Annotated in this window: 15 protein-coding genes; 6 read left to right on the plus strand and 9 right to left on the minus strand. The window is 65.1% G+C overall.

Annotated features, from left to right (window positions below):
• Positions 1-344: glutathione S-transferase C-terminal domain-containing protein (locus tag ACE039_RS23215; RefSeq protein ID WP_485823444.1), on the plus strand; the 344-nt coding region annotated here is incomplete at its 5' end.
• Positions 345-367: 23 nt separating this feature from the next.
• Here the strand turns inward: ACE039_RS23215 and ACE039_RS23220 are convergent.
• From ACE039_RS23220 to ACE039_RS23235, 4 genes are all read right to left on the minus strand, one after another.
• Entirely contained in the window at positions 368-1,018 is a 651-nt protein-coding gene (locus ACE039_RS23220; protein WP_485823445.1) for a DsbA family protein, read from the minus strand.
• A 106-nt stretch (positions 1,019-1,124) separates the two neighbouring features.
• Positions 1,125-2,600, minus strand: a complete 1,476-nt coding sequence (locus ACE039_RS23225; RefSeq protein ID WP_313458365.1) for an inorganic phosphate transporter — start codon at positions 2,598-2,600, stop codon at positions 1,125-1,127.
• A 108-nt stretch (positions 2,601-2,708) separates the two neighbouring features.
• Positions 2,709-2,834, minus strand: coding sequence for a hypothetical protein (locus tag ACE039_RS23230; protein ID WP_255410200.1), 126 nt, complete (start codon positions 2,832-2,834; stop codon positions 2,709-2,711).
• Between the two features lie 13 nt (positions 2,835-2,847).
• Entirely contained in the window at positions 2,848-3,972 is a 1,125-nt protein-coding gene (locus tag ACE039_RS23235) for a D-alanyl-lipoteichoic acid biosynthesis protein DltD (protein ID WP_485823446.1), read from the minus strand.
• Positions 3,973-4,260: 288 nt separating this feature from the next.
• Here ACE039_RS23235 and mog point away from each other — a divergent pair, with 288 nt between their 5' ends.
• The 3 genes from mog to ACE039_RS23250 all read left to right on the plus strand — a co-directional run bounded on the left by mog (position 4,261) and on the right by ACE039_RS23250 (position 6,194).
• Positions 4,261-4,893 carry a molybdopterin adenylyltransferase gene (gene mog / locus ACE039_RS23240; protein ID WP_313458359.1) on the plus strand — a complete coding sequence of 211 codons (633 nt, stop codon included), beginning with the start codon at positions 4,261-4,263 and terminating at the stop codon, positions 4,891-4,893.
• 87 nt (positions 4,894-4,980) lie between these two features.
• Positions 4,981-5,319 carry a hypothetical protein gene (locus ACE039_RS23245; RefSeq protein ID WP_105559127.1) on the plus strand — a complete coding sequence of 113 codons (339 nt, stop codon included), beginning with the start codon at positions 4,981-4,983 and terminating at the stop codon, positions 5,317-5,319.
• 5 nt (positions 5,320-5,324) lie between these two features.
• Positions 5,325-6,194: a peptidoglycan DD-metalloendopeptidase family protein gene (locus tag ACE039_RS23250; RefSeq protein WP_485823447.1), complete on the plus strand. Its 870-nt coding sequence runs from the start codon at positions 5,325-5,327 to the stop codon at positions 6,192-6,194.
• Between the two features lie 4 nt (positions 6,195-6,198).
• Here the strand turns inward: ACE039_RS23250 and ACE039_RS23255 are convergent, their stop codons facing one another.
• The 5 genes from ACE039_RS23255 to ACE039_RS23275 form a co-directional block, all read right to left on the minus strand.
• The gene (locus ACE039_RS23255) at positions 6,199-6,486 is read right to left on the minus strand and encodes a hypothetical protein (RefSeq protein ID WP_105559125.1); all 288 of its coding nucleotides are present in this window, start codon (positions 6,484-6,486) and stop codon (positions 6,199-6,201) included.
• Between the two features lie 160 nt (positions 6,487-6,646).
• Positions 6,647-6,910, minus strand: coding sequence for a translation initiation factor IF-1 (gene infA, locus ACE039_RS23260; RefSeq protein WP_006221179.1), 264 nt, complete (start codon positions 6,908-6,910; stop codon positions 6,647-6,649).
• A 558-nt stretch (positions 6,911-7,468) separates the two neighbouring features.
• The gene (locus tag ACE039_RS23265; RefSeq protein WP_105559124.1) at positions 7,469-8,008 is read right to left on the minus strand and encodes an SRPBCC family protein; all 540 of its coding nucleotides are present in this window, start codon (positions 8,006-8,008) and stop codon (positions 7,469-7,471) included.
• Positions 8,001-8,372 (minus strand): ArsR/SmtB family transcription factor, encoded by a 372-nt coding sequence (locus ACE039_RS23270; protein WP_485823448.1) that lies wholly within the window; start codon positions 8,370-8,372, stop codon positions 8,001-8,003. The genes ACE039_RS23265 and ACE039_RS23270 overlap by 8 nt, the downstream gene beginning before the upstream one ends.
• 52 nt (positions 8,373-8,424) lie before the next feature.
• The gene (locus ACE039_RS23275; RefSeq protein ID WP_310030921.1) at positions 8,425-8,856 is read right to left on the minus strand and encodes a GFA family protein; all 432 of its coding nucleotides are present in this window, start codon (positions 8,854-8,856) and stop codon (positions 8,425-8,427) included.
• A gap of 206 nt (positions 8,857-9,062) precedes the next feature.
• Here ACE039_RS23275 and phnC point away from each other — a divergent pair, with 206 nt between their 5' ends.
• Positions 9,063-9,905, plus strand: a complete 843-nt coding sequence (phnC, locus tag ACE039_RS23280) for a phosphonate ABC transporter ATP-binding protein (protein ID WP_448713273.1) — start codon at positions 9,063-9,065, stop codon at positions 9,903-9,905.
• A gap of 54 nt (positions 9,906-9,959) precedes the next feature.
• Positions 9,960-10,943 carry a phosphonate ABC transporter substrate-binding protein gene (gene phnD / locus ACE039_RS23285; RefSeq protein ID WP_485823449.1) on the plus strand — a complete coding sequence of 328 codons (984 nt, stop codon included), beginning with the start codon at positions 9,960-9,962 and terminating at the stop codon, positions 10,941-10,943.
• Positions 10,944-10,975: the final 32 nt, after the last annotated feature.

Raw genomic sequence — 10,975 nt, forward strand, 5'->3', positions numbered from 1 at the left:
CCGACCGCGGGCCCTATCTGACGTGGCTGTCCTATTCCACGGGCGTGTTCGAACCCGCCATGGTCGAACGTGCGTTCAAGCGCCCGCACCAGGACGGCGCCCCCGGCTGGGGATCGGCCGATGAGGTCGAGCAGGTGCTGACCCGGGTACTGCAGGCACGGCCCTTTTTCCTGGGCAGCCGTTTTTCGGCGGTGGACATCGTGCTGGGCGGAACGCTGCAGTACATGATGCAGGTGAAGGTGGTGCCGGAGTCGCCGGTGTTCAGCGCCTATGTCGAGCGGCTGGGCAACCGCCCGGCGATGCACCGGGCATTGCAACGGGACGGAGACATCGAAGAGGGCTGATGCCCCTGATGCCTCCACGGCGCCTAGCCCTGGATGCGTTCGCTCAGGCTCGCCTGCCATTGGGCCGGGCGGCCCAGATAGCGGCTGGGCTCCAGCAGCGTATGCACGCCGTTGTGCTCCAGCGCCAGCGTCGGAAAGCCCGTGCCCCCGACCTGGGCCAGCAACTGGCGGCTGGCGGCGATGTGCGCGGCCGTATCGGCGCCCGTGGCGGCGGCGTAGGCGGCGTCGAAGCCGTCGCCGTCCAGGCCGATCTCTCGGGCCAGCGTCTTCAGCACGTCCGGGTCGGCGATACGAAGGCCCTGCACATAGTGCGCGTGCTGCAGGCGTTTAAGCAGGTCCAGCCCCCGGCCGGCCAAAGCGTCGGCCGCCACGATGGCGGTGGTGGGCGGTTCGGAATCGAACACCGCGCCTGCGTCGCGGAGCAGGCCGTCGAAATAGTCCTTGCCGAAGACCTGGCCGGTCATGCCTGCGATCCGTTCGTCGTGCGGCATGACGTAGCGGCGCAGCGCGTCGGTGACGGGCTGGCGGTTGCTGCCGGTCATCATGCCGCCGCCATGGGCGACCACCGTCAGGCCGGCGACGGCGCGGGCCGCGTCCACCAGCGGCGCGGCGCCATAGCACCAGCCGCAAAGCGGGTCGAAAATGTAATGCAGGGTAGGGGTTTGAATAGCCATGGCGTCATCGTAGACGCGGGCCGCGGCGGGAAACAGCCTGGCGCGGTAGCCAGAGTGTTGCGCGGGCCGGGCAGATTGCCTGCACGGCCCGCAAGGCGGATCCGGATCAGCCGGTGATCTGCACGCCGATCCAGAACAGGCCGGCCGCCAGCGCCATCGAGGCGGGCAGGGTCAGCACCCAGGCCAGCAAAATGTTGCGCACCGTGTTGCCCTGCAAGCCGGTCTTGTTGGCGATCATCGTGCCGGCCACGCCGGAGGACAACACGTGGGTGGTGGATACCGGCAGGCTGAACACGTTGGCCAGGCCAATGGCGGCCACCGCCGTCACCTGCGCCGACATGCCCTGGGCATACGTCATGCCCTGTTTGCCGATCTTTTCGCCCACGGTCAGCACCACGCGGCGCCAGCCCACCATGGTGCCCGCGCCCAGCGCCAGCGCCACGGCCACAATGACCCAGAACGGCGCATATTCGGTGGTGGCGGTCAGGTCTGCGCGCAGGCGTTGCAAGTCGGCGCGTTCGCGCGCGGGCAGCCCTTCGATACGCGAGACCTTCTTGGCCGTATCGTCCAGGCACAACAGGTAGCGGCGCACGTTGATGCGCTTGTCGGCGGGCAGGTCGGCGTAGTTGTTGACGCCGGCCAGGTCGGCTTGCAGCGCCGCGATGGTCGGCATGGTCAGTTCCGGGTCGCAGCGGAAATTGCGCGGCAGTTCGGTGGTCGCGTCCGTGTGCTTGAGGGCCAGGAAATCGCTCAGCATGGCTTCGTTGCGCTGGTAGAACACGCTCAGGTGGTTCGCAGCGTCGCGGGTGCGTTCGATCTGGTAGGTGGTGCTGGTCGTGTCCAGCACGAAATTGGCGGGCACGATGCCGATCAGCACCAGCATGATCAGGCCGATGCCTTTTTGCCCGTCATTGGAGCCGTGCACGAAGCTCACGCCCATGGCCGACAGCACCAGCACCAGGCGGTTCCAGAACGGCGGATGCTTCTTGTTGTCGATCGCGCGGCGCTGGTCCGGCGTCTTGTGCATCTTGGACAGCGGCAGCCAGCGTTTGAGCAGCAGCAGCAAGCCGCCCGCCACCAGGAATCCCGCCACGGGCGAGGCCACGAGCGACAGGCCGATATCGATGGCCTTGCCCCAGTTGACGCCATCGGCCAGGGGCAGGTCGGTGATCAGCGCATTGGCCAGGCCGACGCCCAGGATCGAGCCGATCAGGGTGTGCGAGCTGGAAGCGGGGATGCCGAAGTACCAGGTGCCCAGGTTCCATGCAATGGCGGCCGCCAGCATGGCGAACACCATGGCCAGCCCGCGGCCGGTGTCCACGTTGATCAGCAGTTCCACCGGCAGCAGGTGGACGATCGCGTAGGCCACGCCCACGCCGCCCAGCAGCACCCCGAGGAAGTTGAAGATGCCCGACAGCACCACCGCCAGATGCGGCGGCATGGCTTTGGTGTAGATGACTGTCGCCACGGCGTTGGCCGTGTCGTGAAAGCCGTTGATGAATTCGAAGGCCAGGACGAATGTCAGGGCCAGCACAAGACTGAGGCCAACCCAGAGATCTAGGCCGTGGAATAGGTCGAACATGGAGGCGGGGGCGAGGTTCCGGCGAGAGGAGCCGATTATTGCAGATTTGTGACCTGACCCTGGTTGCGTCGAAAAACCACTGCCGCCTTTTCCGTAACGCCGGGGGCCTCAGAATTTCGAGTACTGGAACTCGATTTCCATCGGTTTGCCCAGATTGGCCGCCGTATCGGCCTGGATCAGCATCACCGCCACGACGCCCAGGTACAGCAGGCAGAGCCAAAGGGTTCTTTTCATTTCGGGATGCCTCTCAGGGTCTGAAGACTTCGGCAATTTTCTGGTTGACGCGCAGCCACCCGAGTTCCCCCAGGTGCTGCACATCGCGCAGCATGCCGACTTCGAAGGGCGCGCCGTACATGTCCATGCAGGTCATGGCGTAGCGCTGGCACAGGCGGGCGACGTCCTGCTGGATGGGCTCGAAGCGGGCCAGGTCCTTGAATACCATCGGATGCAGGGGTTGCATCACGAACAGCGCGTTCACCCCGCGTTGGTGCAGCAAGGCCATCAGGGCGGTCAGTTCCCGCAGTTCATCGCGGCCGGTCAGCGGCTGTGGCTGGTAGGCGGTTTTGCCGCCTTCGGGAATCGTGCGCAGGTACTTATTGAAGAATTCGTCCCGCACCGCATAGCGGTTGCCGCCCATCTGGCTCTGCTCGGCGTCCTGGGCCTGACTGGCCAGCGCGTCCCAGTCCACCACGCGCGCGGCGGCGGCCGGACCTTCGCGTTCCCGTTCGGGAGCCGGCGCGGCATAGGCGGGGGCCCACAGGTCGACCAGGCGCTGGCGGAACACGTAGGCCTGTTCGGCCGCCATGGACCAGGCCACGCCGGCATCGCCCTTGTCGCGCAGCCAGTGCACCAGCTCTGCCCGGCCCTCGGGTTGCTTCAGCAGGCGGGGCAGCAGCGGGTTGGCGTGTTCCTTGAATTCATCCACGCCCAATCCGCCGTCACCGTCGAACCATCCCGGCGACAGCATTACCACCACCCGCGAGGCGGGCGACAGGTCGTCGGCCAGCGCCGCCAGCACCAATTGCATTCCCAACGACTGGAATCCCGAATGGCCGTAGGCCAGCACCGGCATCTGCAACTCGTCGGCCAGATAGCGGTAGGGCACGAAACGCAGGTCGTTGCTGGTGAGCTCGGAAGATCCCAGGATCACCAGGCGGTCGCCCGTGCGCAGCGCCTGGCTCATCGTCGACAGGTTGCGCGTCTGTTCCTGCAGGGTGTTGCCCAGGTTCGGGATGTAGAGGCCGGGGGGCGCCATGGGCGCGGGCCCGGTCTTCAGCGCCAGCGAGTGCCAGGCCCACGCGCCGCAAGCGGCGGCGGCGGACAAGGCCAGCGCCGCGGCCAGCGCGTGCTGCCGTAGAGTGCGTGTGAACATGGATGGGGCGGACGGGCGTCGCGGCGGAATACCGAAATTGATTTTGTTAGCGGATGTTATCCAGCGCGTATGACGGGAACAAGCGCGGGAAACCGGGGCCAGGGCCGATTCGCTTTTTTGCCACAGCGCACGGCGGCGCTGGCGCGGCGGCTGGCGCGCTTCCTCCTGGGAAAGAATGCGATAGCATCGACATCGCGCGGTTCTTCTGGATTTCCATGATTGACCGCGCCGGGCGCCGCCTTTCGGCGCCGATTCCGCTTTTTTCCATTTTCCACGACGCTGCCGCCCATGACCGCCACGACCCGAATCGCCCGCCGCCATCCCGACGATCTGATCATCGGCCTGGTGTCCGTTTCCGACCGCGCCTCTTCCGGCACGTACCAGGACCAGGGCCTGCCCGCGCTGCGGGAATGGCTGGGATCCGCGCTGGCTTCGCCCTGGCAGGCGGTGGACCGGCTGATTCCGGACGAAACCGCCCGCATTTCCGAAACGCTGATCGAGCTGGTGGACATCTGCGGATGCGATCTGGTGCTGACCACTGGCGGCACCGGCCCCGCCCGGCGCGATGTCACCCCCGAGGCCACGCTGGCCGTCGCCACCAAGGAAATGCCTGGCTTCGGTGAACAGATGCGCCAGATCAGCCTGCGCTTCGTTCCCACCGCGATCCTGTCGCGCCAGGTCGCCGTCATCCGCGAAACCCCGTCCCACGCGGCCTTGATCGTGAACCTTCCCGGCCAGCCGAAGTCCATACGCGAGACGCTGGAAGGTTTGAGGGGCGAAGACGGCGCCGTGCTGGTGCCGGGCATCTTCGCCGCCATTCCTTATTGCATCGACCTGATCGGCGGCCCGTACGCGCAAACGCGGGTGGACGTCATCGACGCGTTCCGCCCCAAGTCGGCGCGCCGTGCGGTGCCGTCCTGAGCCTCGGCCGCGCCATGGCGCGGCTGATCGCTGCGTTATAGTTTCTGCCGCCCCTTTCCACCCCTCCTGCTTGAGAGTCTTACCGTCATGAAGGTTCGTTTTGCCCTGTCCCTTACCGTCCTGGCCGCGTTGACGGCCTGCGCCAATGTCAAAGACGTGCGTCAGCGCGATCCGGTCTTCTATGGCGCCACCCAGCGCACGGCAGAGGACTACACCCGGTGCGTGGCGGACGCCTGGAAGAACCAGGGCGTCAACTTCAAGCAAAACACCGTGCGCAACGGCTTTGAGCTGGTGCAGGAAGACAGCCTGGGCGTTGAAGCCGTGCTGACCACCACGACCTGGAAGGGCAAGACCGAAACCCGCCTGTCGACGCGCATCGCCCGCCGCGACCAGAGCATCATCGAACCCGCGAACCTGTGCCTGTAAGCGCCATGTTCAATCGCCGCGAGGTACTGCGCGCGGGGCTGGCCGCCGCCGCCATCGGTTTCGGGCTGCCGGCGCGCGCGCAAGCGCAGCAGGGGTTCATTTCGCGCAAACTCAACGCGCCGGTGCCCGGCGGCGTGGCCGTGTTGGCGCTGGGCGATGCCGACCGTGCCCCCGAGGTGAGCTTCCTGGACCGGCGTGTACTGGTCGTGCGCGAAGAGGGCAAGCAGTGGATCGCCGTGGTCGGCATTCCGCTCAGCGTGAAGCCCGGCGAGCAGCAGGTGGTGGTCAGCGATGCGCGCGGCCAGCGCAAAGTGCCATTCAATGTGGGCGCCAAGGAATACGTCGCGCAGCACATCACCCTGAAGAATCCGCGGCAGGTGGATCCCAATCCGGACGACATGAAACGCATCGAGCGCGAGATGGCCGAGCAAAGCGCGGCCAACCGGACGTATCGCGCCGGGGTCACGCCCAGCAACCTGCTGCTAGACCGCCCGGTGAACGGCGGTCGCCTGTCCAGCCCGTTCGGCCTGCGGCGCTTTTTCAATGGCAAGGAACGCAACCCGCATTCGGGGCTGGACTTCGCCGTGCCCGCCGGAACGCCGATCAAGTCGCCCGCCGCAGGCGTGGTCGTGCTGGTGGGGGATTATTTCTTCAACGGCAAGACGGTCTTCGTCGATCACGGGCAGGGCTTTGTCAGCATGTTCTGCCACATGTCGGCCATCGATGTGAAGGTCGGCGACGAGGTGCCGCGCGGGGGCTTGGTGGGGAAAGTTGGGGCGACGGGCCGGGCGACGGGGCCGCATCTGCACTGGAACGTCAGCCTGAATGATGCGCGGGTTGACCCCGCGATCTTCATCGGGGCGTTCAAGCCCTGATTTTTCAGGCCGTGGCGGTCTGCTGCGCGATCTTGTTCAGGACGAACTGGTGCATGCGCTCGGCATATTCCATCTGCTGGCGCACATGGCGTTGCTGGGCTTCCTGCTCGTCCAGGCAGTTGTCGTACTTGATCTTGGCTTCGGCGTAGGTCAGGCCGGTGTTGCGCAGGCTGTTGATGAATGCCTCGCGCGACTGGTTAAGCAGGCGCAGGCCTTCCTCCCCTTTCACGAATTTTCTTCGCGCCAGGGAAAGCTGGTCGGCGGCGGCTTGCAACTCTTCTTTAAGTTCCATCTTGCTTCATGCGTATCCCGCCAGACATTGCGCCTGGCAAGCGCGCCATTCTTTCACGAATGGACGTCCCACGCATTACGGCATGTCGCGGTTCGGGCTTAAGCCCGCGCGAACAGGGGCAAGCAGGGAGCCGGCCTGGGGCCGGCCCTGGAGCCCTGGCTTAACGGCGGTACTGCTGGGGACGATGCGGAGCGGGAGCGCGCTCGTCCTTGTGACGGAAGTTGATGCGGCCCTTGGTCAGGTCGTAGGGCGACATTTCCAGGGTGACGCGATCGCCTGCCAGGATGCGGATACGGTGCTTGCGGATGCGGCCGGAGGCATAGGCGCCAACTTCGATGCCGTTGTCCAGTTTGACGCGGTAGCGGCTATCGGGCAGCACTTCGTCAACGATGCCATCCAATTCGATGAGTTCTTCTTTAGCCATTCTCTACTCCTTGATCAATACGCGCAGCCAGGCCGGCGGCATGACGCGCCGCGCGAGGCGGCAAGCGCGTTGGACTCAAATAACCAGGTCCAGCGGTTTGAACGTGAAACGTTCGGGCAAGCGCGGGTAAGAGTCATGGCATCCCTGGTGGATGTCTGAAATGACGAATACTCGCGCAGCGTGGGCAATATGCGCGCAGTGCGCGGCTTGGTCGCGACACCGTGCAAGCGCACAGCGCCGGAAGAAGCGGGGTGGGGCGGTTGTTGCAACGCCGGTCGGCAAAACAATGTTGCGGCGTCGTTCGCGGTCTTGGCGTGCGTGCGTTTCGTGTCGTGCGTGCGTTTCGTGTCTTTCGCAACTATCCGTTCGAGATAAATCTCAACCAAACCGGGGGCAGCCTGGGTATCTTGGGGGTCGCCCGAAGGGATACAGGTTGGCACGCAGAGTGACCGAAGCCCGGTTTTTTGCGGAAAAATCACGGACTTATGTTACTGCAAAGCGCAGCGATTAGCCAGTATTTATCTGCCGCTGCGCCGTGATAGTTGCAACTGAACGACTCTAGGCCCCGGGAATGCGCGTCTTGTAGTCGGCTTCCCAGCGGTGGTGCGCGGACCAGAACGGGCCGGGCTCCCGCCCTTCCAGCCTGGCCGACAGCACGCCCAGGTGGGTGTGCCAGCCGCCCGCCACATCGACCATGTCGCCGCGCGAGTTCAGCTTGCGGTGCGTCAGCACCAGCAGCGTGCCTTCGCCTTCGGGCGACAGTTCGAACATCACTTCGGAAGGTTCGCCCTTGGAGCCGCCCCAGGTAAAGGCCAGCAGCCGGGGCGGCTCGCAGCGGGTGATGACGCCGTGGGTGGTAACCCCGTTTTCGTACGCCTGATAGGGCGCCGGCGTGGGTTCGGCCACGGAGGACAGATCGGCGTGCACGAAACGCAGGGTCACGCCGCCGCCTTCGCGCAATTCCATGTCGCCGGTGGCCAGCCAGCGGCCACGTTTTTCGGATTCGGTCAGGAACGCCCATACGGTTTCCACGCTGGCGGGAAGCTGGCGGGTAAAGCGCAGGGTCGTGGGATCCAGGACGACGCCGTGATCACTCATGTTGCTCTCCTAGGGACGGGGGCGGGGGCGGGGGGGAATGAGCGGTCAGCGCCGAAGTCAGCGCATCCAGCTTGCCCGCCCAGAACTGTTCATAGAAACGCAGCCATTCCATGGCTTCAGCCATGGGTTCCGGATTCAGGCTGCACACATGGGTGCGGCCGTGGACGGTGCGCCGGATCAGACCGGCGCGTTCCAGGGCCTGCACATGTTTGGACGCGCCGGCGAAACTCATGCGCAGGGGCGCGGCCAGCTCTCCGATGGTTCTATCCCCTTGCGTCAGGCTGCGCAGCATGTCGCGGCGCGTGGGGTCGGCCAGCGCGCGAAAGACGGCATCCAGGGCGGGGGCGGGAATAAGTTCAACCATAAGGTTGAATATAGATCGATGCGCTCCAACATTCAACCAACAGGTTGAATTTTTATGTAACGGCCTGGGCCCGCGATTCGTCCACGCCGTGGAATTCGCCCGGGTATTGCGGCAGGCCATCCGTGATGTCGAACCACGGCGCCTTGGCCGCTACGTGGCAATGCGCCGCAGGCCGCACGCCGGGATCGTCGTCCAGGGCCCCCAACGGCAAGCCGTAGGTATCGGGCGTCTGATCGAAGCGGCTAAGCAGCGGCGTGCCGCAGGCCTCGCAAAAGCCCCGGTAGTTGCCCGGCGACGAGGCATACCAGGTCACGTGATTCTCGCCCTTCGTCCACTGGAAGTCCGTGGCCTGGACCGATGCGCGGCTGCGAAAGGCCGCGCCGTGCGACTTGCGGCACATGACGCAATGGCAGTTCAGGGCGTTGGTGAGGGGGCCGTTGATTTCGTATGCAACGCGGCCGCACAGGCAGGAACCTTTGATCATGATGAGCGCCAGGCAAGTGAGGGAATCACTCAAATATACCCGCGCCGCAAGGCCACGCAACCTGCGCGCCGGGCCGTTTATGACGGAGGTCTTTCAGCCGGTTGCTGACCCCTTATTTTCCGCGAAATGAATCGATCCCCACGTCATCGCGCTGTCATGCAGCGAAAACAGAATGCCGCAATGACCACACGAAAGGGGATCAGGCGATGACGTACGCCATCGAAGTGCAGAACTTGAGCAAGACCTTCCATGCCGGCGCCAAGGCGTTGGACGACGTCAGCCTCCAGGTGGCGGACGGCGAAATGGTGGCGTTGCTGGGCGCGTCGGGATCCGGCAAGTCCACGCTGCTGCGCCATCTTGCGGGCTTTGTCGCCGGTGATGCGGGGCAAGGCAGCGTCAAGGTCAATGGCCAGCAGATTCAGCAGAATGGCCGCCTGAGCCGCAATGTGCGTGCGGCGCGCGCCAGCATCGGCTTTGTGTTCCAGCAATTCAATCTGGTCGGCCGCCTGCCGGTCATCACCAATGTCCTGACCGGCATGCTGCCGCGGGTGCCGCTGTGGCGCAGCCTGACCCGCTGCTTCCTGCGGGATGAAGTGCGCCAGGGGTTGGAAGCGCTTGCCCAGGTTGGTATAGACGACTATGCATTTCAGCGCGCTTCCACCCTGTCCGGCGGCCAGCAGCAACGCGCCGCGATCGCGCGCACGCTGGTGCAAAACGCGCGCGTGATCCTGGCCGACGAACCCATTGCGTCGCTGGATCCCGAGTCGTCGCGCCGCGTGATGGACACGCTGGCCCAGATCAACCGCAGCCGCAAAGTGGCCGTGGTGGTGTCGCTGCACCAGGTCGACGTGGCGTTGCGCTATTGCCCCCGCGTGGTCGCGCTGCGTCACGGCAAGGTGGTCTACGACGGCCGCGCGGCCGACCTGACGCCGGAAATGCTGCGTGACCTGTACGGCTCCGAGCTGAGCGAGCTGCTTCCCGAATATTCGTCTCGCGCGCCGGCCATGCCCGGTCTGGCGCCGTTGTCCCAACTGGCGCAAGCGGCCTGAAGCCGCGTCGCCGCGCTTTTGCCCTCTCTGCCCTTACATACCCCGGAGTCACCCATGCTACGCAGAACCTTCGTCACCCTGATCGCCGCCGCCGCGCTGTCCACGCAGGCCTACGCGCAAGACGCCAAGACGTTGAATTTCGGCATCATCTCGACCGAGTCGTCGACCAACCTGAAGTCCGTGTGGCAACCCGTCATCGACGATCTCAGCCGCGCCGTCGGCGTGCCGGTCAAACCCTTCTTCGCGTCGGACTACGCCGGCATCATCGAGGGCATGCGCTTTAACAAGGTGCAGTTGGGCTGGTTCGGCAACAAGTCGGCCATCGAAGCCGTGGACCGCGCCAAGGGCGAAGTGTTCGCCTCGGTCATCGACAAGGACGGCAACCCCGGCTACTGGTCGCTGCTGATCGTCAACAAGGACAGCAACCTGAAGACGCTGGACGACGTGTTGAAGAACGGCGCCAAGCTGAGCTACGGCGCGGGCGACCCCAACTCCACGTCCGGCACCGCCGTGCCCGGTTACTACTTGTGGGCGGCCAACAAGATCGAGCCCAAGACTTTCTTCAAGACGGTACGCGCCAGCAACCATGAAACCAATCTGCTGTCGGTCATCAACAAGCAGGTGGACGTGGCGGTCAACAACACCGAAGCGCTGGAGCGCTATCGCCTGAGCACCGGCAAGGACGCCAACGACAGCGTGCGCGTGCTGTGGAAGTCGCCGTTGATCCCGGCTGACCCGCTCGTCATGCGCTCGGACCTGCCCGCGGATCTCAAGGCCCGCGTTCGCGACTTCTTCGTCAACTACGGCAAGGGCAAGGACGCCGAACGTGAATTGGCGAACCTGAAGGCGCTGACCTACCAGGGCTTCCGCCCGTCCGACAACCAGCAGCTGGTGCCGATCCGCCAGATCGAACTGGCCCGCGAAAAGGCCAAGATCGAGGCCGACACCACGCTGGGCCAAGCCGAAAAGCAGAAGCAGCTGACCGAGCTGGACGGCAAGTTGGCCAGCCTGGGCCAGCCCGCCACCGCCAAGCAATAAGCCTTGCCGCAAGTCGCCGGCGGGCAGTGACG

The organism is Achromobacter maghribensis (genome assembly GCF_057334215.1).

What these genes read in the sequence shown, in the direction of transcription:
- ACE039_RS23220 (WP_485823445.1), bottom strand. Translation starts at nt 1,018, where the DNA reads ATGGCTATTCAAACCCCTACCCTGCATTACATTTTCGACCCGCTTTGC.
- ACE039_RS23225 (WP_313458365.1), bottom strand. Translation starts at nt 2,600, where the DNA reads ATGTTCGACCTATTCCACGGCCTAGATCTCTGGGTTGGCCTCAGTCTT.
- ACE039_RS23230 (WP_255410200.1), bottom strand. Translation starts at nt 2,834, where the DNA reads ATGAAAAGAACCCTTTGGCTCTGCCTGCTGTACCTGGGCGTCGTGGCG.
- ACE039_RS23235 (WP_485823446.1), bottom strand. Translation starts at nt 3,972, where the DNA reads ATGTTCACACGCACTCTACGGCAGCACGCGCTGGCCGCGGCGCTGGCC.
- mog (WP_313458359.1), top strand. Translation starts at nt 4,261, where the DNA reads ATGACCGCCACGACCCGAATCGCCCGCCGCCATCCCGACGATCTGATC.
- ACE039_RS23245 (WP_105559127.1), top strand. Translation starts at nt 4,981, where the DNA reads ATGAAGGTTCGTTTTGCCCTGTCCCTTACCGTCCTGGCCGCGTTGACG.
- ACE039_RS23250 (WP_485823447.1), top strand. Translation starts at nt 5,325, where the DNA reads ATGTTCAATCGCCGCGAGGTACTGCGCGCGGGGCTGGCCGCCGCCGCC.
- ACE039_RS23255 (WP_105559125.1), bottom strand. Translation starts at nt 6,486, where the DNA reads ATGGAACTTAAAGAAGAGTTGCAAGCCGCCGCCGACCAGCTTTCCCTG.
- infA (WP_006221179.1), bottom strand. Translation starts at nt 6,910, where the DNA reads ATGGCTAAAGAAGAACTCATCGAATTGGATGGCATCGTTGACGAAGTG.
- ACE039_RS23265 (WP_105559124.1), bottom strand. Translation starts at nt 8,008, where the DNA reads ATGAGTGATCACGGCGTCGTCCTGGATCCCACGACCCTGCGCTTTACC.
- ACE039_RS23270 (WP_485823448.1), bottom strand. Translation starts at nt 8,372, where the DNA reads ATGGTTGAACTTATTCCCGCCCCCGCCCTGGATGCCGTCTTTCGCGCG.
- ACE039_RS23275 (WP_310030921.1), bottom strand. Translation starts at nt 8,856, where the DNA reads ATGATCAAAGGTTCCTGCCTGTGCGGCCGCGTTGCATACGAAATCAAC.
- phnC (WP_448713273.1), top strand. Translation starts at nt 9,063, where the DNA reads ATGACGTACGCCATCGAAGTGCAGAACTTGAGCAAGACCTTCCATGCC.
- phnD (WP_485823449.1), top strand. Translation starts at nt 9,960, where the DNA reads ATGCTACGCAGAACCTTCGTCACCCTGATCGCCGCCGCCGCGCTGTCC.